20 protein-coding genes and 1 tRNA gene are annotated in these 23,011 nt (G+C 47.4%); 9 read left to right on the forward strand and 12 right to left on the reverse strand.

Going from position 1 to position 23,011, the window contains the following annotated elements:
- The first annotated feature begins 161 nt into the window (after positions 1-161).
- Positions 162-1,616, forward strand: coding sequence for an N-acetylglucosamine-specific PTS transporter subunit IIBC (gene nagE, locus C9I98_RS02665; protein WP_107271540.1), 1,455 nt, complete (start codon positions 162-164; stop codon positions 1,614-1,616).
- A 180-nt stretch (positions 1,617-1,796) separates the two neighbouring features.
- On the opposite strand, the gene C9I98_RS02670 is transcribed toward nagE, so the two are convergent.
- From C9I98_RS02670 to C9I98_RS02690, 5 genes are all read right to left on the reverse strand, one after another.
- Positions 1,797-2,738, reverse strand: coding sequence for a 3'(2'),5'-bisphosphate nucleotidase CysQ family protein (locus tag C9I98_RS02670; RefSeq protein WP_036823946.1), 942 nt, complete (start codon positions 2,736-2,738; stop codon positions 1,797-1,799).
- Positions 2,735-3,742, reverse strand: coding sequence for a phosphotransferase (locus tag C9I98_RS02675; RefSeq protein ID WP_036823950.1), 1,008 nt, complete (start codon positions 3,740-3,742; stop codon positions 2,735-2,737). Before C9I98_RS02675 ends, C9I98_RS02670 begins: the two co-directional genes overlap by 4 nt.
- A 168-nt stretch (positions 3,743-3,910) precedes the next feature.
- Positions 3,911-4,348: a PACE efflux transporter gene (locus C9I98_RS02680; RefSeq protein WP_036823954.1), complete on the reverse strand. Its 438-nt coding sequence runs from the start codon at positions 4,346-4,348 to the stop codon at positions 3,911-3,913.
- 236 nt (positions 4,349-4,584) lie between these two features.
- Positions 4,585-4,675: transfer RNA gene (locus tag C9I98_RS02685), tRNA-Ser, on the reverse strand.
- Positions 4,676-4,835: 160 nt separating this feature from the next.
- Complete coding sequence (locus C9I98_RS02690) at positions 4,836-5,282, reverse strand: NUDIX domain-containing protein (protein ID WP_036823957.1); 447 nt, start codon at positions 5,280-5,282, stop codon at positions 4,836-4,838.
- A 141-nt stretch (positions 5,283-5,423) separates the two neighbouring features.
- On the opposite strand from C9I98_RS02690, the gene C9I98_RS02695 reads away from it, so the two are divergent.
- Entirely contained in the window at positions 5,424-6,548 is a 1,125-nt protein-coding gene (locus C9I98_RS02695; RefSeq protein WP_036823959.1) for a M14 family metallopeptidase, read from the forward strand.
- A 90-nt stretch (positions 6,549-6,638) separates the two neighbouring features.
- On the opposite strand, the gene C9I98_RS02700 is transcribed toward C9I98_RS02695, so the two are convergent.
- Positions 6,639-7,895, reverse strand: coding sequence for an adenylosuccinate synthase (locus C9I98_RS02700; RefSeq protein ID WP_036823961.1), 1,257 nt, complete (start codon positions 7,893-7,895; stop codon positions 6,639-6,641).
- Positions 7,896-8,081: 186 nt separating this feature from the next.
- Here C9I98_RS02700 and C9I98_RS02705 point away from each other — a divergent pair, with 186 nt between their 5' ends.
- Positions 8,082-8,978 carry a LysR family transcriptional regulator gene (locus C9I98_RS02705; protein ID WP_036823962.1) on the forward strand — a complete coding sequence of 299 codons (897 nt, stop codon included), beginning with the start codon at positions 8,082-8,084 and terminating at the stop codon, positions 8,976-8,978.
- Between the two features lie 52 nt (positions 8,979-9,030).
- Here the strand turns inward: C9I98_RS02705 and C9I98_RS02710 are convergent, their stop codons facing one another.
- The 5 genes from C9I98_RS02710 to C9I98_RS02730 all read right to left on the reverse strand — a co-directional run bounded on the left by C9I98_RS02710 (position 9,031) and on the right by C9I98_RS02730 (position 13,204).
- Positions 9,031-9,999 carry a LacI family DNA-binding transcriptional regulator gene (locus tag C9I98_RS02710; protein WP_107271541.1) on the reverse strand — a complete coding sequence of 323 codons (969 nt, stop codon included), beginning with the start codon at positions 9,997-9,999 and terminating at the stop codon, positions 9,031-9,033.
- A gap of 110 nt (positions 10,000-10,109) precedes the next feature.
- Positions 10,110-11,042, reverse strand: a complete 933-nt coding sequence (locus tag C9I98_RS02715) for an ROK family protein (protein ID WP_245907071.1) — start codon at positions 11,040-11,042, stop codon at positions 10,110-10,112.
- A gap of 122 nt (positions 11,043-11,164) precedes the next feature.
- Positions 11,165-11,470 carry a PTS N,N'-diacetylchitobiose transporter subunit IIA gene (gene chbA / locus C9I98_RS02720; RefSeq protein WP_036817150.1) on the reverse strand — a complete coding sequence of 102 codons (306 nt, stop codon included), beginning with the start codon at positions 11,468-11,470 and terminating at the stop codon, positions 11,165-11,167.
- 66 nt (positions 11,471-11,536) lie between these two features.
- The gene (locus tag C9I98_RS02725) at positions 11,537-12,865 is read right to left on the reverse strand and encodes a PTS sugar transporter subunit IIC (protein WP_036817148.1); all 1,329 of its coding nucleotides are present in this window, start codon (positions 12,863-12,865) and stop codon (positions 11,537-11,539) included.
- A 30-nt stretch (positions 12,866-12,895) separates the two neighbouring features.
- Positions 12,896-13,204 (reverse strand): PTS sugar transporter subunit IIB, encoded by a 309-nt coding sequence (locus C9I98_RS02730; RefSeq protein ID WP_036817146.1) that lies wholly within the window; start codon positions 13,202-13,204, stop codon positions 12,896-12,898.
- A 184-nt stretch (positions 13,205-13,388) separates the two neighbouring features.
- Between C9I98_RS02730 and C9I98_RS02735 the strand changes: the two genes are divergently transcribed.
- The 6 genes from C9I98_RS02735 (at position 13,389) to C9I98_RS02760 (ending at position 22,014) form a co-directional block, all read left to right on the forward strand.
- The gene (locus C9I98_RS02735) at positions 13,389-14,672 is read left to right on the forward strand and encodes a PTS sugar transporter subunit IIC (RefSeq protein WP_036817145.1); all 1,284 of its coding nucleotides are present in this window, start codon (positions 13,389-13,391) and stop codon (positions 14,670-14,672) included.
- A gap of 203 nt (positions 14,673-14,875) precedes the next feature.
- Positions 14,876-16,207, forward strand: coding sequence for a carbohydrate porin (locus tag C9I98_RS02740; protein WP_107271542.1), 1,332 nt, complete (start codon positions 14,876-14,878; stop codon positions 16,205-16,207).
- A gap of 10 nt (positions 16,208-16,217) precedes the next feature.
- Positions 16,218-18,410 (forward strand): CBM35 domain-containing protein, encoded by a 2,193-nt coding sequence (locus tag C9I98_RS02745; RefSeq protein ID WP_036820462.1) that lies wholly within the window; start codon positions 16,218-16,220, stop codon positions 18,408-18,410.
- 75 nt (positions 18,411-18,485) lie between these two features.
- Entirely contained in the window at positions 18,486-19,403 is a 918-nt protein-coding gene (locus tag C9I98_RS02750) for an ROK family protein (protein WP_036820465.1), read from the forward strand.
- A gap of 24 nt (positions 19,404-19,427) precedes the next feature.
- Positions 19,428-20,822, forward strand: a complete 1,395-nt coding sequence (locus C9I98_RS02755) for a glycoside hydrolase family 1 protein (protein WP_107271543.1) — start codon at positions 19,428-19,430, stop codon at positions 20,820-20,822.
- 262 nt (positions 20,823-21,084) lie between these two features.
- Entirely contained in the window at positions 21,085-22,014 is a 930-nt protein-coding gene (locus tag C9I98_RS02760; RefSeq protein ID WP_146153851.1) for a lipoprotein, read from the forward strand.
- 153 nt (positions 22,015-22,167) lie between these two features.
- On the opposite strand, the gene C9I98_RS02765 is transcribed toward C9I98_RS02760, so the two are convergent.
- Positions 22,168-23,010 (reverse strand): class III extradiol dioxygenase family protein, encoded by an 843-nt coding sequence (locus C9I98_RS02765; protein WP_036821073.1) that lies wholly within the window; start codon positions 23,008-23,010, stop codon positions 22,168-22,170.
- Position 23,011 lies beyond the last annotated feature (1 nt).

Here is a 23,011-nt window from a genome sequence, read left to right on the forward strand (position 1 = left end):
AATTTTTAATAGATTATACCTTTTAATTCGTTTGTCGGCTTCCCTAATTTCATTTTAAATTGTTCGCCATAGAACTAAGCCTCGCCAGTTAACTTAGGCCAACTGGAAAGCAAACCACACCTTAAAAAGTTTCTAATTGCTGCGAAATAACAAGGACATACATGAACATACTGGGTTATTTACAAAAAGTGGGTAAAGCACTCATGGTGCCGGTTGCCACTCTGCCTGCTGCTGCTATCTTGATGGGTATTGGCTACTGGATGGATCCCGTTGGCTGGGGTTCAGAAAGTGTCATTGCTGCCCTACTCATTAAATCTGGTGCAGCCATCATCGATAATATGGCCGTTCTATTTGCTATCGGTGTCGCCTTCGGCCTCAGTAAAGATAAAAGCGGTGCCGCCGCCCTGTCTGGCTTCGTCTGCTTTACGGTGCTCACAACCCTGCTTTCTCCGGCAGTGGTTGCCCAACTGCAAGGTGTCGCACTAGAGAACGTGCCTGCTGCATTTGGCAAAATATCCAACCAGTTCATCGGTATCCTTGTTGGTATCCTCTCGGCCGAAATTTATAACCGTTTCCACGAGGTGGAACTGCCAAAAGCCCTAGCCTTCTTTAGCGGTAAGCGCTTGGTTCCGATCCTAACCTCGATTGCCGGTATCGCCCTTGCAGCCGTGCTACTTTACGTATGGCCTGTTATCTATGACGCGTTGATTGCATTTGGTACTCAGCTACAATCAATGGGCGCACTAGGCGCTGGCTTATTCGGCTTCTTCAACCGCCTAATGCTCACTATCGGCATGCACCACGCTCTGTACCCAGTATTTTGGTTTGATGTTGTGGGTATCAACGATATCCCTAATTTCTTGGGCGGCGCACAATCGATTGCCAACGGCACCGCTGTTGTCGGCCAAACTGGTATGTACCAAGCAGGCTTCTTCCCTATCATGATGTTCGGCCTTCCTGGTGCAGCATTGGCTATCTATCGTAGTGCGGATAAGAAAAACAAAGACAAAGTTTTCTCTATCATGCTGGCTGCAGCCATGGCTTCATTCTTCACCGGCATTACTGAGCCGCTAGAATTCAGCTTTATGTTCGTTGCACCGGTACTGTACCTGATCCACGCCGTACTGACGGGGATCTCAATGTACATCGCTGCAAGCATGGAGTGGATGGCAGGCTTTGGTTTCTCGGCAGGCTTGGTCGACCTAGTACTATCCAGCCAGAACCCGCTCGCCACCAAGTGGTACATGCTTATTGTGCAAGGTCTGGTGTTCTTCGGACTTTACTACACCATCTTCCGTATCACTATTACGAAGTTCAACCTGATGACCCCAGGACGCGGTGAAAGCAACGAAGAGGCAGTCAACGAAGATAACATAGATGAAATCGCCCATGCCTATATCAAAGCCATTGGCGGTGAAGAGAATATTCTTGAGGTAGATAACTGTATTACGCGCTTGCGCCTAACGGTGAAAGATTCATCCATTGCAGATAAAGAAGCGATGAAAGCCCTTGGCGCCGCTGGCGTGGTGACAATCGGCTCTGGCGGCCTGCAAGTTATCGTCGGTATCGGCAAGGTGGACAAGGTCGCGACTGAAATGAAGAAGATCCTAGGCTAAGCCCTAAACAAAACAATTAGTACTTAACCTAACGATTCCCCCGAGAGCGAGGCCACGTAAGAAACTAAAGTAGCCCCCCTGCTATTGACCCATTAATGGCAGCTAAAGCTAACACCGACTTTTGTTTCCCGTGCTTCGCTCTCACCCTCCAATATTCTTACTCCAATTAGCGCTACTTCGTTACTCTGTTGCCACCAGCTGGCACAGCTGCAACACTTCCTCGCTTGCCAAGCCCGATGTGTATGCCACGCCTTTATGGTTCATGAAGTTTGAATCGGATCGGTTCAGATCAAGCGGATCCCCAAAAATATCACTCACCGAGTACCCCGTTGCCTGACATAACGCGGCACTGAAAATAGCTGCCGTTGCCGAGAAATCCCATAAACTGCCACCTCCCTTACCCGCCTTTGGTAGTTTCAAATAACAGGCTGGCGCTAGCTCCAAGGTACCGATGGCATTCATCACAGCACCAAACCGGGAAAATACGCGCACACCTTCAAACCCACGCTCATGGGCATAGGTAGCCAACTTCTGCTCTAGTAACTTGAACCGGGGATCGTTAAGAAAACTGCGATCGACGAAAAAGGTCAGGTAGGTGGAACCAAGTCCAGATTCGGTAGGCTTTGGCTGAGACACCCAAGGTAGGCCATTTTTGAGCAGCGATGCCTTGCCTTCACAGCAATAGGCTTGGTAGCAATCACAGGTATTTGGGTTGGCTACCACGCCCAGTAGAGGATCACCCGCTTTTGATACCAAGGCAATCGAAATGGCGAAGCCGTCGATACCTTCGATAAACGGCAAGGTGCCATCAAGGGGGTCGATGCACCAGAAGTAATCAGCCTGGTGGCGAGGGTGATCATAGGCTTGCTCTTCGAGGGCATTTTCTTCCGACAACACCGCAAAACCATATTGAGAGCTATAGGGCTCCAGCACTGATAGGATCAACGTTTGGCAGTCGATGTCCACCTGAGTAACCACTTGCGAGCTCAAGCTATTGCCAGCCACTTTCTGGTCAACAACTAAGGCATCGCGGTCAAACTGCTGGATATACTCGGCAGCTTGCTGAGCAGCTTCGGTGGCAGCATCAAGCAGCTGTTTGATCTGCGCTGTGGTTAGCATCATCGTTTTCCTTCTAGCTGTGCCAGTGCATGTTGGGTTAATGCCTCTGTATACGCATTTATTTTCCAATGCCCGGGGCTCCAACCTTTAATGAAGCGCTGAAAGTCAGCCCACGCCACACAATAGAGCGGACGCCAGGCATGTTCGACATCATCGGCATTGATTGAAGGGCAGTACGCCGCCAACCCACGCTGTAATTCAGAAAAGTAGTGATCGAGATATGTATCAATCGCTTGCTGTGATTCATCACCTTTCACCAACTCATCAAAGTCCAGTACGCTACTCAAGTACAAGATGACATCTTTCATCCCGCAACCTTTACCCACATACTGAAAATCGACCGCTGCCGCCTTGCTGCCATCAGCCGAAAAACAGAAATTAGCGAGCTTGGCATCACCATGCACCAGGGTTTGATAACGACACTGGCTGAGTGCCAAATCAATGGTACCAGCAGCCGCTTTTAGCGCACTATCTTGCAGGGCAGCAAGTTCATCGGGGCGGGTTGCCAAATGCCAATATGTTCCCGTATGCCAAAGCCCGGCAGGTTCTACCCCCATATGCTTAGCATGGAACGAAGCCAGCCAAGAAAGGCAGGCCAATATTGCGGCCTGGCTTGCCTCTTTTCGCACCTCGCTAAAGCCACAAGTTGAAAGATCTTCCAGAATAAGCAGTATTTCATTGTCGATTTGCTCGACATACAAACACGCGGGCACGGGGCAATACGAATCGCAATGGTTGGCATAGTCACGATACCAATTCACTTCCACTTGGTATGAGTCGAGTTTGCGCTGATGCGACAACGACGTATTCCAACCACGGGGATGGTTTTCTGGCTGAGGGAGCTTGATATGTTTCACTATAACCGAGCGATACTGGCTACCTATCAAAAAGGCACGAAACAACTCCCCATAACCACCCCATAGCGGCTGAATAACCTCTGTACGCTCAATGCCTTGCGCACCAAGCTCTGCCACAATTTTATCTAATACAACCGCTGGTATTGTCATCACTTTCCCACCACTGTCTGAACCGCGGTATTGTGCCAGAAGTAAGGGTGGCTTTCGAATGGGTAGAGCCTATGACCTAAACAGTCTCAGAATTCACCTATATTCCAAAGCCCACCTATATAGGTGGGCTCATCACTTAAAAGAACTCTTCGTCGTCAAATTCGAACGTTATGTCGCTAAAGATGAAGAGCCTTGAGACTTCTTTATAATTGAAGCCCTCGCATTGTCGTATACCCAGTTGAAAGTGAAAGCATAGATAGTGATGAACACCGTCACACCAACATCCATCACAAAGGCTTCCCAAAACGACACGCCCAAGATGATTGCCATTACCGGTATCGTCAAAATAAGTAACCCGGCCTCAAACAAAACTACATGAAAAATCCGCAAGCCTAATGATCGCTTCTCCTTCGGTGCACTAAAGACCATGTCGAATACCCAGTTAAAAATGAAATTCCATGCCATCGCGATGGTCGCGATAAGTATCATGGTTCCTGATAGTGCACCAGTATCATGATCCGTGAACATCACCAAACCCGCTATCGCTAAGCCAACCGCAAGAACTTCAAATAATACAGCGTGGAACACGCGCTCTACAGCACCCATCTAACTAATAACTCCATAAATATAAGTAAAAAGGAGCCGGCATTCTGTCATGCAGAGCGCTAACAGCAAGATAGCCACCATCATGCATCGTGATAGCTAAGGGTGTAAAAATCAGAATAGCGAATCATTAAAGCTGGTCGGGCAGGCGGAGCTGGTTGGGGGGAGGGATTTTCAAATCCCTATTTATTACCCCGTAAAACGACGAAAGCCTCGTCATTCGACGAGGCTTTCTAATGTGGCGGAGAGATAGGGATTTGAACCCTAGATACGCTACAAACGTATGCCGGTTTTCAAGACCGGTGCTTTCAACCACTCAGCCATCTCTCCGTATGTGCGGTGGATAATACGGAGTTAGTGAAAAGCTGTAAAGGCCTTAGCGTGTTAACTGGTTACAGTTCAGACAAATCCGACCTGATTTTACCTAACCAATACTTTCATGCCTCCAAACATTAACAACCATCCCCATTAAACAACAAACTCAGACGACTTAAATCATTGGGTTGCCACTGATACCAGAACCCCAAAACGCCTGCTGAGAACTACCATTTTGCTTAATCAGCTCCCTTAGCGCTACCGGATACAGGTTCCACTGTTCGATGTCGGCACAAGGCACCCAGAAAAACTCAAGGTGAGGTTCATTAGAGATAACCATTTCATGATGGGAGAGCTGGGTTTCCACCTCAAACAATAAATTGATCTCGGCCTGGCGCTCTTCGCCTTCGAACCACTCATTTTCTGCCGCGCCAATAAACCGTTCGGCCTTACCCACAATGGTGGCTTCCTCAAATAATTCACGCTCTAGCGCTTGCTTTGCTGGCTCACCAAACTCGATGTGTCCACCGGGTAGAAAAGTGATGGCGTCGCCGATAGCACGAACTAGCAGCACATGATCGTCTGAGCGGATAATGCCGCGAGCCAAATAATGAAAAGCCATAACGGGTCCCTTGTAATGAATTGCAATAGGCCACCAGCACCTTAGCGTAACTTGGGTATAAACCTTCTGTAACAGACAATTTCTCGCTAGCAGCTATAGTTATGCTAACCTATTTTCCTTTGATGCAAGTAGATAACAACAATGAAAATTTTTAGTAATTTTGAAAGCGGCAACATCCATGTCGTAAAAGCAGAGTCGCCAGAGAATATTCAGCTGACAATTCCAGCTGATAACCAGTCTGATATTGCCCAGTGGTTCCATTTCCGCCTTGAAAGCCAGCCTCAGGTTCAGCACCAGTTCCAAATCAACAAGCTTGCCAAGTCCGCTTACCCGGAAGGATGGCAAGACTACGATGTAGTTGCTTCCTATGATCGCGAAGAGTGGTTCCGTATCCCAGCCGAGTTTGACGGTGACACCCTCACCTTCAAAGTGATCCCTGAGCACGGCTCGATGTACTTTGCCTACTTTGCGCCATACAGCTACGACCGCCACCAAGATTTATTGCATCAAGCTCAAATGCACTTCCATTGCCAGCTGGAAACCCTAGGCCAGACCCTAGATGGCAACGACATGAGCTTGCTTACCATCGGCGAACCAGCCGAAGGCAAGAAAAACATCTGGATCATCGGACGCCAGCACCCGGGTGAAACCATGGCAGAATGGTTCATCGAAGGTCTGCTTCAACGCCTGCTCGATGACACCGATACCGTGGCGCGCGCGCTGCTCGATAAAGCCGTGTTCCGCGTTGTTCCGAACATGAACCCGGACGGCAGTATTCGCGGCCACCTGCGCACCAACGCCATTGGCGTTAACCTTAACCGTGAATGGCAAACGCCTTCGATGGAAAAGAGCCCGGAGGTCTTCCTTGTGCGTGAGCGCATGCTAGAAACCGGCGTCGACATGTTCCTCGACATTCACGGTGACGAGGCCATTCCTTTCAACTTTGTTGCGGGTAGCGAGGGTATCCCTTCTTACGACAAGCGCTTGGCATCGCTAGAAAATGCATTCAAGCAAGCCCTGCTGACCATCACGCCTGAATTCCAAGATGAACACGGCTATGACAAAGACGAGCCGGGCAAGGCGAACCTGACTATTGGTTCGAGCTGGGTGGGTGAGCAATTCAAGTGCCTGTCTTACACCGTTGAAATGCCATTCAAAGATCACAACAACCAGCCAGACGAGTTCTACGGCTGGTCACCAGAGCGTAGTGTGGCATTCGGTCAAGACGTGCTTGCCGCTGTTTGGGCTGTTGTCGACGAGATCTAATCGCAATAGTGATGGGGCAACGCCCCTAAAGCGCGGATAAAACAAAGGCCAGCCCCAAACGGGGCTGGCCTTATTCATTTCATTTTTTGCTTAGCGCATGATCATCTGTTCGCGGCCCGGGCCAACCGATACCATTTTCACCGGCACACCCATCAGCGCTTCGATACGCAAGACGTAGGCTTGCGCCGCTTTGGGCAATTCTTCAAACTGGCGGCAACCTGTAATGTCTTCGCTCCACCCTTCCATCTGCTCATAAACCGGAGCCAATGCCGCCGTTTGTGGCCAAATTGGGTTTTCGCTGTGATCGCCATCGTAGTCGACACAAATTTTCAGATCCGCCATACCGCCTAGACAGTCTAGTTTTGTCAGGGCAATTTCGGTCGCCGCTTGGATCTCAACGCCATTGCGCGTCGCAACCGCATCGAAGTATCCCATATCACGCGGGCGGCCTGTGGTTGCACCAAACTCATTGGCTGACTCACGGAAAGCATCTTGCTCTTCCATTGCGGTAATGAGTGTCCCCGTGCCCACCGATGAGCTAAATGCCTTAGCAACGGCGATAACACGCTCAGGGCGAAGTGCTGGTAAACCACTGCCAATACCGGCATAGGTTGAGATAACATTCGACGACGTCGTCCAAGGGTATTCACCGTAAACCAAATCGCGTCCGGCCCCCAACTGCGCTTCGAACAGTAAGTTTTCGCCTTTGCTTTGAATGCCTTTTAGCGGCACAGTCACATTGCAAATAGCATCACGCCATGGTGCAGACACCTCTAGCAACCACTCGGTCATTTCTTCTGCGGTTTGCTCGAATTCAAACGATGGGTACAGTGCCTTTAGCTGTGGCAGTTTCCAGTCCATCATGAACTGGATGCGCTCGCAAAGCACTTCAGGTTGCTTCAGCCAACCTACCAAGATGCCTTTTTTCATCACACGGTCGCCGTAAGCAGGCGCAATACCCTGACGGGTTGAACCGTATGCACCATCGCCCAAACGCTCTTCTTCCAACGTGTCTTCAAGGGCATGGATAGGCAGGCACAGTGTCGCGCGGTCTGAAATACATAGGTTTACTTCAACACCGGCGGCTTTCACTTCTTCAATTTCTTTGCTCAATGGCTCAGGGCTGATCACCATACCTGGGCCAAGTACCGCAAGGCAGCCAGAGTTAAATACGCCGCTTGGCAGCTGGTGTAGTTTGAATGTACCCAGATCATTCACCACGGTGTGACCCGCATTGTTACCACCTTGAAAGCGGATGCTTGCCGATGCTTGTTCTGCTAGAAAATCGACAATACGGCCTTTACCTTCATCACCCCAGTTTGCACCAACTACAACGATAGACGACATAATTAACTCTCCTTAAAAGCGAAGCCACTATGCTATGCCCACGTTGGTGATATGAGAAATTAATTATCATTATTGGCTTGATAAGAATTCCATATGGGATTTATATGAAAATCCGGTACACTTATCGAGCGAAAGCGCGCCGAACCCGTTTTCTCTTGTCGCTGCTCATTGTTTCAAGGATGCACTATGCTCGATCTCAACTGGCTCAATACCTTTGTTACCCTTGCCCGACTTGAGCATTTCGGTAAAACAGCCACTGAGCTGCATATGACCCAACCCAATGTCAGCCTGCATATCAAGCAACTGGAGCAAACCACGCGGGTTAAGCTTATCGAACGCAATCCTTTCCGCCTTACCCAAGCGGGCGAGCGCTTGCTGCTCAGTGCCAAGCGCTCCCTGCAAGAACTGCAGGTTTGCCAAGCCGATCTCAATGCGCTTAACGACATGCACCAAGGCACGGTCTCCATCGCTGCCAGCGACATTATTTCTCGCCTGTTGCTCATTAAGCCTTTTCAATCCTTCAAGCATGAGTTTCCCGGTATTGACCTGTCCTTGTTCAACACAACATCGAGCCAGGCGGCTGAATTGGTTAAAAGCGCCAAGGCCGATCTGGGCTTTGTGATTGCGCAGAAGGAAAGCCAACCCTTGCACTTCACCGAGCTAAGGCAAGTAAAATGGTGTGCGCTAGGGGAAGGGCTGGAGAAGTGGCAACGACTAGCCAAACAAAGCAAGGAGCCTAAAAAAGGCGAAGAGCCGACGCTGATCTTGCTCGGTCATGATACCCGTACCCGCGATCTCATCGATCTGGCGTTGCCTAGCTTGAATTTACCCAAATACCGGGTGATGGAGGTCGGCAGTGTTGATGCCCAAATCGACTGGGCCGAGGCCGGATTTGGTATCGCCATCGTGCCAGCCTTCTCGCTACATCCCAAGCTCAATTTAACCAGCGCCATTACCCCACTACCGGATTTCCCCACCACCAGCCTTGGTTATATCGTCCGCCAGAATCAGGTGCTGTCACGGGCTATCAAACAGCTGCTGCAATGGGTGAGCGAAGAAATTGCCAATTCGCCGCATAGCTAAAACAATACAGCTCAAGCATAAACTTGAGCTGTCATCAAATAAAGGAATGAGATTAAGCAGTAATATTTGCCACTGAGCCGCGGGTTATCAAACGCCCGGCAATAGCAGTAGGGCGATCATTTACCTGAGGCTTGTCTGAAATGACACAACGCACACGATCAATGCAATCATCAACCAGCTGCTCGGTTGGATAACTGATACAAGTTAACGGCGGGTATAACAAAGCAGCCAATGGTGAATCTTCAAGGCTGATAATAGACACTTCCTGAGGAACTGCGATATTAAATTCACGCATTAGCCGCATCGCTTCTGCTGCGTGACTATCACGCTTAACAACAAGCGCTGTGTATTTGGTAAAACTGTTGATGAGTGTCAGTAGTCCCTGTTCAACATCGTTTTTCGCTTCTACAACTAATTGGCGATTAAATGGGATCGAAAGGTTCTGCAAAGCATTGCGATAACCTTCAAGCATCTGCTCACTTGCCATCTCCTTAGCTTCATCTATCAACAATGCAATTTGGCGGTGCCCCTTACCTAGGACATAACGGCAAGCACTTTCTGTTGCAAAAGCATAGTTGTAACCACTCACCGTATCGCCTTCTACCTGAATAGAGTCGAAGTGGACAACATTCGGGAGTGTAGGGCCCGTTGTGTGAGCCCCCATTACAATAATTGCTTCACACTGCTCTTGAAGTTCATCGATAACCCGACGTTGATCTTCGATATCAGTGGCGTAATGCACCAACATAAACTTATTGAGGGACTTTAGGCCTTTCGCAAGCAGGGGTAAATAAGTGGCAACGTTCGTTGCTTCAACCGAAGGCAGGATAACACCAATGTAGTTAGTTGCCTGTTTAGCGAGGTTCTGGGCAGCAACATTCGGGCGGTAGTTGAGCTCATCAACGGCCTTTAGCACTGCAAGCCGACTTTCTTCTCTCACACCACGTGTTCCACTAAGCACACGGGAAACCGTTGCTTTCGAAACATTTGCCAGCTTTGAAACATCAGTTATTGTTGCCATTTTCCGTAACTACATCGTTGTTTTTAAATCATCATACCATACTTCACGATTGACGATTCCTGCTGTCGGAAAAAAATTGCCTCACGCTTATTTGTTTCCCTTCCGTTTCCTTATTTTGCCGAATGCATTGCTGGCAGCCATGAAGCACCACGCACTCCACTACTATCTCCGTAGGCCGCTTTCACTATTTTGGTACAACAATGTTCAGAGAAAACATACCGCGACACTGCAACGGGAAGATCCCGGTAAATACTTTCTGCATTAGATAGCCCCCCACCAAGTACGATCACATGCGGATCGATGGTATTAATCACCGAAGCCAAACTTCTAGCAAAAGCATCAATAAAATGGCGGTAATGCCCTAAGGCTTCACTATCACCCAGCTCCGCAGCAGCAATAATCTCAGCAGCAGTCAGGCTACACCCAAGACGGTTATTAAATCGCTCAGTAAAGCCCGTACCAGATATGAATTTCTCTACACAGTTACTTTTCCCACAATAGCAAGGCTGGCTAACACCATCTTCTGATGCATGATATCCAGGCAAAGTATTATGCCCCCACTCGCCTGCAATCGCATTAGGCCCAGATAACAACTGCTTGTTAACAACCACTCCCCCACCGCACCCAGTGCCAATAATTACGCCAAAAACCGTCTTTTCCTCAGCCCCTGCTCCGTCCATTGCTTCAGATAGAGCAAAACAATCGGCATCATTAGCGATGAAAACCGCCTGATCTAAGGCTACCGCTAAGTCATGCTTCAAGTCGTGGCCGTTTAGCACTAAACAGTTGCAGTTTTTAATCTTCCCTGTCGTTGGATCAATAGCTCCCGGTAATCCGATACCAATCGAGAATGGTGCATTCACTGCCACTTTTATTTCCATAATAAAAGAAAGCAAATTATCCAAAAATTCGCCGTAGCTCGCTTTTAGTGTTGGGATACGCTTTTGGAAAATAACTTTGTTCATTTCATTTACCACGACTCCTTCTACTTTTGTACCACCGACATCCAAGCCAAGTCTTAGCATACTTACATCTCCAATCATGCTAACTACCCAAAGCAATACTAAACAACGTACTGGGCAATATAGATAAAACAAAAAAGGAGGGAGACCACCCCCTCCAACACCCCACTACCGCAAGGTACTCAGGAACGACATTATTTTTTCTAGGCCGTTTTACGATGCAGCTCAATGAGCTCGGCCACTAACTCTTTAGCCAACATAGATGTCATGAGGTGATCTTGCGCATGAACCATGACTAACGTCATCTTGGTTTTTCCTTCACCCTCATCAGCTTCAATCAACTGTGTTTGTACCAAATGTGCTTTATTGGCAAATGCCTGCGCTTCTTTCATCAAGCCTTCGGCTTCAGCAAACTGGCCGTGCTTTGCGTGACGGAGTGCCTCATAGCACAGGCTACGTGACTGGCCTGCATTGATAATGATGCCCATTACCTGCTCTTCTAAATCCATTATTTTCTCCAAGGTATTGCTGCCCTGCCGCCATTCCGACAGGGCATATTTTCAAAATAAAGAGGGTTACGCGGTTACTGGTTCACCTTTTGGTGCCTCAGACTCGCTGTTGTTGGCAGCTTCTTGCTCTAGCAACTGCTTTTCATATGCTTTGAGGAATGGCAAGTACATGATTGCAGCTGTCACCATACAGATTAAGCACATGATCACTGGGCTAAATGACCAGTTGGCTGCCCATGAAGCACCGATAGGGCCCGGTGTCGTCCATGGTGTCATCGAAACTACGCGAGCAACCAAGTTCAAATCGAGAGCAATGTACGCGAAGGTAGCGTTGATCATTGGTACTAATACAAACGGTAGGAAAAACAGAGGGTTCATGATGATCGGCGCACCAAAAAGAATTGGTTCGTTGATATTGAACACACCTGGCACCACACCCATTTTACCGATAGTACGTAAGTGGATAGCCTTACTGCGCATCAGAAGAAATGCCAATGGTAACGTTGAGCCCACACCACCGATCAATAAGTAATGATCCCAAAAGCCCTGAACATAAATGTGTGGAATAGCTTCGCCTGCAGCCATAGCCGCTTGGTTGACGGATAGGTTTGCCATCCAAAATGGGTTCATAATTCCGGTAACTATCAAAGCTCCGTGAATACCGGCAAACCAAAGGATTTGGCAAATCATGACCGAAAGTAATAAAGCAGGTAAGGAGTCTGAGGCCGCAACCAATGGTTCAACCAAGGACATAATCGCTTGCGGGATAATCATGCCCGTTTGCGCTTCGATAAATAGGTTCAACGGATGTAATGTCAGGATAAGTACCATTACAGGAATAAGGATCTCGAAAGAGCGAGCAACACCTGTCGGTACCTGAGGAGGCAAACGTATCGTAATATTATTGCGTTTTAGGAAGGCATAAACTTCAGTTGCATAGATTGCGATAATCAACGCAGTAAAAATCCCTTGCCCTGAAAAGTATGCCGTTGAAATTTGGCCATTTTCTAATGGTGCGGCCACCAGCATAAATGACATAAACGACAACATACCTGTCGTTAACGGGTCCAAATCATGGTGTCGAGCCAAGCTCGCGGCAATACCAACCGAGATGAACAGCGTCATAATGCCCATACTGAAATTGAACGGCAGCATAAGCGTTTCACGATGCACCTCAGAGAAATTTAACCAAGCTTGGGCAAATCCCCAGGTTGTTTCTTGCGAGAAAGGTGGAAAGATAAAAACCAACATGAAAGAGCCGACAATCATGAATGGCAGTGCGGCAATAAATCCATCTCGAATGGAAGTCACATATTTCTGCTGACCAATTGCACCAGCCATAGGGGTGATTTTTTGCTCAATAACGCCGATGAGCTTGTTATATAGGGCACTCATTGCTTTTCCTTTTTATTATTGTGATATCCATTAGCCATCAATTAACGACAATGCAAAATCCAGTACCTTGTCACCCTTTTGCATGCCGTAATCCATCATATTGATTGGCTCAACCTTAATGCCATGGCTATCCGCTTTCTTTTGAAGATCTTGCTGCATGTATTTCACCTGTGGACCCAATAGCACTACCTGGTAATTCCCCACATGCTGGTCAAATTCAGCGGCACCAAAAGCCTTTATTTCAGCTTCTAGACCTCGCTTATCCGCTTCTTCAACCATTTTCTTAACTAACAAACTAGTCGACATGCCTGCAGAGCAGCACAACATAATTTTTTTCATCTCAGTTTCTCCATCGAGTGATTTCGGAATGAAATATACGCTCGCGGATATTTTTTGGAAACCGGTTTCCATCAAGGTGATACTTATTTGTGATAATGATCACCAGAATTCATGTTTTGTTCTGGCAAAATGTGATCCGTTAAAGATTGATACCGGAAACTTTTCCAAAAGGTCAGGAAAAACTATGAACATTCAACTGATGAATGTCGCCACGAATGTAATTGAGCAACGCATTTCGCCTTTGGCAAATTGGCTAACCCGCAGTAAACACATCACCGCACTTAGAGATGGTTTTTCACTTGCCATGCCGTTTGTCATTGTCGGTAGCCTTTTAGTCCCAATGATTTTTCCACCATTTGCTGTCAATACAACCAGCAACTTTGGCCAAATCTACCTCATCATAAAGCCATTATTGACACCAACCTTTGAACTAACGATTGGCCTGATAGCACTTATTGTTGCGTTCGGAACCAGTGCCAGTTTGGCGAAACAATATCAACTGCCTGAACGGTTATCTGGACTAACTGGTTGCCTCGCCTTCCTGCTATTCATAGGTTTTAACGGTAATGTGGGACCGAATATATTTCTTGGGGGGATGGGGATTTTCACTGCGCTGATATCGAGTGCCTTTGCTATTGAAACTATTCGCTTTTTTTACAAAAAAGGGTGGTATATAAAGCTGCCTGAAGAAGTGCCAATCATGACGAGAAATGGCTTCCAGCTTATCATTCCATTATTGGTCGTCTTACTTTCAATTAGTATCATCAATGCAAGCTTGCAATACCATACTGGACTCATTCTTCCAGAGTTAGTTGCCGCCGCCTTCAAACCGCTGATCATCGCATCTGATACCCTTACGGCAGTATTACTCTCACTGCTTATCTGCCACTTACTTTGGTTTATAGGCATTCATGGCGCGCTCATTATCACAGGAATAATGAACCCATTCTGGATGACCTATCTCATTGAAAACCAACAAGCATTAGCAAGCGGTGCTGATGTGTTACCGCACATATATTTACAAGGCTTCTGGGACTTTTACCTGCTTATAGGCGGTATAGGCTCAACCCTTCCTCTTGTATTCATGGCAATAAAAAGCAAATCTAAACAATTGAAATCAGTTGGTAAGGTTGGGCTAATACCTTCTTTATTCAACATTAATGAGCCACTATTATTTGGCTTTCCAATTATCATGAATCCCCTGTTCCTCATCCCATTCATTGCCGTTCCATTAATAAATGCCACGATAGCCTGGTACCTAACTGACATTGGGGTGCTCGACCGAGTAGTGGCCTTGTTACCATGGTCAATGCCTTCCCCTCTCGGCGCAGCATGGGCTGGCAATGGTAGCTGGAGAAACCTCTGCATGTGCTTATTTGCTATTTTCAATTCTTGGATGTTATACAGGCCATTCTTTAAAGTGCATGAAAATCAACTCCTAAGCCAAGAAGCGCTCCGCCAACGCTAAACGCCTATTTTCCGCTAAGTAAGCCGCCATAACAGGCGGCTTTTTTATACCGATCAAAATCACAATATTCCTTTTTCAAACCCTGAAATTTGTGACATCACTCATTAATTGGAAACCGGTTTCCAATTTGATCTATATTTTTCCGTTTTTTATCCGTAGATTCCACCCCCATAAAAATTACGCATAAAAAAGGATGAAACAAAATGAAAGCAAGCAAGGCATTAACCCTCTCAGTCCTTACACTCGCCATTAGCAGTAGCTATGCAGTCGCTACAGAGTACGACTTCTCTATGAATGGCTACATTAAGGCAGGGATCATTGGTAACAGTGATGGTAACCGAGTCGACTCAGTCGGCTTAATGCCAGATGGTAAATGGCGCCTAGGTAACGAACAAAACACAAAAATTGAACTGTTGCCGACAATACAAATGAAAGCAGAAAACGGCACCATCGCTCGTATTCGAGCCAACATTACCCATGAAACAACCTGTACTGCAGATTGGAACTGTGAAGATGGCGACGGAAAAGATGTTCAGTTTCGTGAAGGCTATGCCGAGCTGACTAACCTTGATTTTGCACCTGATGTCACCTTCTGGGCAGGTAAGCGATACAGTAGTTCGAATTACAGTAGCCATCAGTATGATTGGGAATTCATTCAATATAACGGAACTGGCGGCGGCTTTGATAACGTCGACTTAGGTTTCGCTCGCTTGGATGCTGGTATCTATGCCTTTACCCCAACCTCTGAAGGTAGCCAACCACCAGCTGATATCTCAGATCAAGGCTACCCAGAAGATTACTCAATCAAGCTTTGGCTTAAACAAATAGCTGACACCCCCATTGACTTACAAGTTGTTGCCCACCACATGAACAACAACGTCAATCGAGTCGGTGCTGCTGAAAGTGGTATTGGTCTAACAGGCGTATATACCCTCGGTAGCTTTTACGGTGTTGCCGACGGATTTAGCAAATTTGTATTCCAATACGGTGAAGGCTTGGCTGCAGGTGATTCTTTAGGCAAAAACGGTTGGGGCTGGGCCAACCTAGACGACACTCGATCATGGCGGGTTGCCCTTGATGGCGTGGCCTCAAAAGGAAACTGGGACTTTGCGACCTTCGCTTTTTATCAATCTGATGAAAACTACCGTTGGTGGTCCAGTGACAATAACGGATGGGAGCGCAGCAGCTGGGCAGCGGGTATCCGTCCGTACCACCAGATTACAAAAAACTTCGCCATGCAGTATGAACTTGGTTACGAATACCTCGATGATGAAAACTTCATGGGCCAAAACGGTAACGGCAAAGGTGGTCTAACCAAATTAACAATTGCACCAACACTTACCTTCGACACTGGCTACTGGAACCGCCCACAACTTCGTTTCTTCGCAACTTATGCAACGTGGGATGAAGGCGTATCTGATGCACTGGACGCCAATTACGACTGGGGCAGCAATGCGATTATGCCAGGTAATTACACAGCAAGTGGAAAAACCGACACCCTGAACTTTGGCATTCAGGCTGAAGTGTGGTTCTAAGGAGCGGAGCATGAAAACGAATTTATCAAAAGCTGCCACTTTAATGGCATTGGCGTTAGGCACCAGTATGGTCAGCGCGGCTTCACCATCAGGCTTTGAACATTTCATTACCCGAGACGGCCACCAGTTGCTCGACGGCAGCCAACCATTTCGTTTTGCGGGAATCCATGCACCTGAACTGCATAGGATCGAGGACGATGCTAAAGGGATCTGCCAAGAAGATCCTCGTGGATGGGGACAGTACTTCAAATGGCCAACCCATGAGGAGCAAGAAAACTGGATCAAGGCGATGGTGCGAACCGGCCATAAGGCACAACGTGTCTATGTCTTGTCCATTGAACAAGAACACGACAAAGTTTGTGATCGTGAAACCCATATCCTCGCGCCCGAAACCAAAGGTGAGATGCCAAGGCTAAACGAAGAAGCAATGCGTGTTTATGACAACATGATTGCATTGGCAGACAAGCATGGCCTGCGTTTAATCCTACCTTTTATTGACCATTGGTGGTGGTGGGGAGGCCGTGAGCAACTCGCAGCCTTCTATGACGAGGCTGCGGATGACTTCTACGATGTCAATAGCAAAACCTATGCGGCCTACAAAGACATTATCCGCCAGGTTATCACGCGCACGAATACTGTGACGGGCAGGCCTTATTTCGAAGAAAAAGCCATCATGGCGTGGGAAACGGGAAATGAGCTGGAATATACCAATGCGCCTTTCCTGAAAGAAACAGCAGCGCTAATCAAACAGCTAGCTCCCCACCAGCTCGTCATGGATGGCACCTACAAAGCTGTGAATGAGTTTGCCTTAGATGATCCGAATATCGATATCATCAGCAACCATTACTATACCAACGCCGGTAACAACCACCCGGATCAAGTACGTAAAGACTTAGCTGCTATCCAAGGCAAAAAAGTCTACTACGTTGGTGAATTTGGCCTTCGGGACCACACTGAATTGAACGATATCATGCAGGCGATCGTTCACACTGAAGTTGACGGGGCGCAAGCAGCCGGTGGGTTTGTATGGGGCTTTCGCGGCCATCGCCATGATGGGGGCTTTTACTGGCACAAGGAATATACCGGCCACTATAGCTACCACCTACCGGGCTTTCCGGTTGAAGGCGAAGCAAATCAAGAAATTGAAGTCGTTGATCTTGTTCGTCTTGCGGCAGCTCAAATGGATGGACAGGAAACAGTCCCAGCGCTGCCAGTACCTGAATCGCCAGTACTACGTGAAACAAGCTCTCCCTTTGCCATCAACTGGATGGGCGCTCCTGTAGGGCGATACTACGATGTTGAGCGTGCAACGAATATTAGCGGTCCATGGCAAACTGTTGGTGAGAACATTTCTGATGGGATTAACGAATGGGATCCAGCCACCATGGATCTGTTCAGCGACGATTATCACTCGCTTCAACTAGGAGAAACCTACTTCTATAGAGTCATTGCTAAAAATGAATCTGGAGAGTCTTCACCATCCAACGTCATTACTGTGAAACATTCGCAAGCTAACCAAGCCCCAGCAATCACCATGGACAAGCAATTGTCTACCACACTGGAGGCTGGTGTTTTACTAGAAGTCACAGTCAAAGATGACGGTCTTCCAACTTCCGAAGTAACGACTCAATGGCAAAGCTCAGGCGAAAGTGGGGCTCGTTTCTGTCAACCAAATTCAGTCACCACCCGTGCCTACTTTGCTGAGCCAGGACAGTATCAACTGACATTAACTGCCGACGATGGTTTGCTGAAGTCCAGCAAAACCGTAACGGTGGATGTTGATGAAGCACAAGGCGCCGTTCCGGACGATTACTGCCATTACCAGTCGGAAACCCACGGCCTTGATCGAGGCGCCATCACCCGCATCGACGCCGAACAAGAGCAGCTATCCATTGATGAAGATGGCTTCCTCGGCCCATTTGCTCAGGAAGGAGACAGTGTCGCTTGGACAATTGAAGCACCATGGCAGGGTGACTTTACTCTCAATCTGCACTACAGCGGAAAGTGGGGCAACAAAATGAATTCAATCCAAATAAACGATGGCCATCCACAACAATTCGAGTTTATCGCAACCGACGATAAAGGCGGTGTGCTATCCGTCCCTGTGCGATTAGCCAAAGGGGACAACCAACTCATCTTTGGCAAATTCCCTGGTGATTGGGGCTATATGTTCGTCAAAGAAATCTCAATCTCGACCTTGTAACCCAGTAGGCAGCGCACAATGGTGTGCTGCCTCTTCAACCGCAACACTATTTGCAAGACAACAGCAGGAATATCTATGCGCACGCAACATTATCTGGTGCTAGACATTGGTGGGACCGCAGTGAAGTACGCGGTCATGGACGACTCGGCAGCTATCCTTCTAAAAGGCGCCTTTCCAAGCCCCAAAAGCCAATTAGACGATTTCTGGGCAGCCTTAGACCAAGTGGTAGAGCCTACTCGCCAAAAATTCAATATTACCGCGATTGCCATTAGCACATGCGGTGCTGTCGACTGTGAAACTGGTGTGATCCATGGTGCCAGCGCCTTACCTTACATCCATGGACCAAACTTCAAGCAGCTAATACAGGCACGATACCAGTTACCATCAGAATTAGAAAATGATGCCTGCTGTGCTGCCCTCGCCGAACTCTGGAAGGGGGCTGCACAGCAAACCCAAGACTGCTGTCTTGCCGTCATCGGTAGCGGCATTGGTGGTGCAATCGTACAAAACCGCTCTATTCATCATGGTCACCAAAGGCATGGCGGCGAATTCGGCTATATGATTGCCGGGCATGATCATGATCTCCCCCTTACTTTCAGCGACCTTGCCTCGACTCGAGGGCTAGTCGAGGCGGCAGCCAAAGCACTCAACGAGCCAGTAGAAACGCTAAATGGAAAAGTAGTATTCGAGCGAAACGAGCAGGGAGAAAGCAGGCTAACGACAGTGATCGATAACTGGTATCGCATGCTCGCGATTGGCTTGTTCAATATCCAATACTGCATTGACCCGGAAAAGATCATTCTCGGTGGGGCAATTAGCGCCCGCCCAGAGCTCCTCATCAAATTAAATCAGCATATTGACGAGCTGATGAGAAAAATGCCTTTCGCAAAAATTCGCCCCCAATTGGCTGTTTGCCAAGCAGGTAATGACGCGAACTTAATCGGCGCTCTTTATCACTACCTAAATCGTCAATCTCAACATCTTTCGTTTTAACACATGACCACACACGAGGTTCTAATGACTACTTATACATTCCCTGAAGGCTTCTTATGGGGCGCTGCTGCATCAGGTATTCAAACAGAAGGCACAACAAATAAAGTACACCCTTCAATTTGGGACACTTGGCATCAAACTAACCCTGAGCGTTTTTTTAAAGAAATCGGCCCAGCCAAAGTAAACCAAACTTATGAGCGCTATCAGGAAGATGTCGCCCTAATGAAAGAAATTGGCTTCAATTCATTCCGTACCTCAATCCAGTGGTCACGCCTAATCAAAAACTTTGAAACCGGTGAGGCCTGCCCAGATGCAGTAGCCTTCTACGATGCCTATCTAGATGAAATGATCGAAAATGGCATTACACCGATGATCAACCTTTACCACTTCGATATGCCAGCCGCTTTACAACAGCAATATGGCGGCTTCGAATCCAAACACGTAATCGACTTATTTGAGAAGTTTGCCCGTACCGCATTCAAACTTTTTGGCCACAAGGTAAAACATTGGATCACCTTCAATGAACCCATAGTTCCGGTTGAAGGTGGCTACCTGTACGACTTCCATTTCCCATGTAAAAAGGACGGTAAGCTAGCCGCGCAGGTAGCATTCAACATAATGGTTGCCCATGCCAAGGCTGTCATGACTTTTCGGGAAATGAATATCGATGGTGAAATAGGTGTCGTGCTTAACCTTACACCATCATATACTCGTAACGACAGCGACGAAGACAAACAAGCTGCATGGTATGCAGACTTACTGTTCAACCGAAGCTTTCTTGACCCAATGGTAAAAAACAGCTTCCCGAAAGAACTTTGCCAGTTACTCGACAAACACGGCCTAATGCCTGAAGTTCGCGATAGTGAATTAACGGCGATAACCACAGCCAAGGTCGACTTCCTTGGCGTCAACTACTATGTTCCACGCCGTGTTAAAGCTCGAGAAACAGAGTACACCCTCGATTACTTCACGCCTGAAGTCTATTTTGAGAACTATATAAACCCTGAAGGCCGTTTCAATCCTTACCGAGATAACAATGAAATTTTACCAACGGCCATTTATGACATAGCCAAGAACATTCAGGACAATTACGGCAACATCAAATGGTACTTAGCGGAAATTGGTATTGCGATGGATCTTGAATCGGAAGGCCCTGTGCAAGGTGATGGGTATATTGATGACAGCTTCCGCACCGAGCTCATGAAAGAGCATTTCATTCAACTTAACCGTGCTATGGAAGAAGGTGCAAACTGCTTTGGCGTCCACCAGTGGACTTTCATCGATAACTGGTCTTGGATTAATTCATTCAAGCGTCGATATGGATTTTATCGTTTAGATTTAGAAACGGGTAATCGCATCCCGAAACGTCATTCCCAGTGGTTTAAATCATTGGCAGAAACTAATCAGTTTAGTGTTTAAATAACGAATCAGCGACCTTCAGCTATATAGGAAAGAAGGTCGCTAAACCTGTTTACACCAACACAATCACGGGTCAATTTTGACTCAATAAATCAATAACTTAAACAAATAAGTAGTAGTAACTCCGCCCAAAAAGATCAATATACAGGCAACCCGAACAATATTCACCCTAGCAAGTTGTTCCTCGCAACTATACAAAGTCATTCAATGCACCTGAGTGCTATCATTCCCCGCCTTTTAATTTTTACAATCAATAATATAAATGAAAAAAATACTTTATCCGACATTAGCAATGATTGCGCTTTCTGGCTGTGGTGGCGGCAGCGGAGATGGTTCCGGCTCAGCGTCAAAAAAAGCCTCAGAAGATCATGTGCGAACGGTTTTGAATAAGCTCACCGACGAAACGTTCATCGAATCATATGCCGAAAATATCTATCCGCTAAGCGATTCAAATGATCAACACCTTATCGACAAAAATAACCTTTGGTACTGTGCTGGTGGTTACCTACCCGACAACACATCTTGGTCTAGCCTTTGTGCTGAAAACAACGGTCTAGCATCAACTGGCGGGCTAAGCATTCGCTTCCACGCAACACCCGAAGATCCTATTCACTACTACTTCAATAACTCTGATGAAATGACATCAGCCAATGAGGATCTCATTAAGCAATCACTTAATGAACTGGAAGCGGTGATGGGGACCCCTGGCGCCTTCAAGTTTATGGGTTATACCGATATCGATACAAGCGCTGAACACCCTTGGAAACACGAGATCGACTACTCAACAATTGCAGGTGAAGGTGGCGTCATATTCTCGGTTGGTACAACCATCAAGATGTATAATGACCAACAAACCTGCGGCACGGTTTCTGGCGGGCCAAACATGTCGACCGGTGCAAACCTGATCATCGATGAGAATAACTACCTCAACGGACAGAAAGGGTTCAACTGGATTAACCTCGGCGATAAGAGCAGTGAATGTTGGTTTGACAAAGGGATTGTCATGCACGAGGTCGCCCATTACCTTGGCTTTATGATCAACTCAGGTGGTGGCGATGGCCACTGGCCGGGCTTTGGTGAAGATGGCGGTACGTTCGATGATCGAGCTAAGGCTGTACTTCGTACGCTATACCAAAACCCAGCCCAAAGCGAACCACAAAACATGCAGGTCTACCTCTGGCCAAAACAGTAAGTTAGCTACAGCGACTTAAACTCAAAAAGCCACCCTCAGCTAAAACCAATAGCAAAGGGTGGCTTAATTTTACCAAAGACAACTTTGTAACAACGTTATTTGTAGTTATAACAGCTCAAGGCGCTAAATAGCTTAGGTTCAAGCAGCTCAAAGCTACTCTTTATTCTCAATCAACATGGTACCCGCTCCCGTATTGGAAATCGGGATGTGGTAGTTGCTGTGCAAGACGTTCAACTCGCCGCGAAGTGTGCCGCGCATACCCAGCCACATGATCAGCTCTGGCCCCTGGGCCCCCGCTTCTTCCACCAAGTCACGAATTGTCAGGGATGTTAATGCTTCTGGCTCGCTGATGATCTTATCCATGCAGTACAAGTCGAATTCTTTGTTGATAAAGCCGGCACGCTCGCCATCCAGTTGGTGAGACAAACCGCCAGTACCTAGCACCACCACCTTGAGATCTTTATCGTATGACTCGACTGCTTCGCCAATCGCCTTGCCTAAATCAAAACAACGCTTTGGTGATGGCATTGGGTGCTGCTCAACATTGATACACACCGGGATCACCTTCATATGCTCATACTGGTTGCCCGGCCACATTAGCTGCATAGGTACCGTCAGGCCGTGATCAACACGCATTTCTTGGCAGATGGTGATGTCGAATTCTTTCTCCACCAATTCGTTACAGATATGCCACGACAGCTCCTGATCACCGTTGATCGGCGGGATCGGCTTGATGCCCCAACCCTCATCGGCATTGTGATACTGCGCGGCAGCACCAATAGCAAAAGTTGGCTTCTTGTCGATAAAGAACTCTAACCCGTGGTCGTTATAGAAAATAATGGCCACATCCGGCTTTTCTTCTTCGAGCCAATCATGAATAGGCGGATAAGCATCAAAGAATGTTTTCCAGTACGGTGTTTGCTGTAGCCCCTGATCAATCGCCTTGCCAATCAGTGGAATATGAGATGTGGTGATACCGCCAATAATCTTTGCCATG

The organism is Photobacterium sanctipauli, assembly GCF_003026495.1.
In the GTDB taxonomy this organism is placed as follows: Bacteria; Pseudomonadota; Gammaproteobacteria; order Enterobacterales; family Vibrionaceae; genus Photobacterium; species Photobacterium sanctipauli.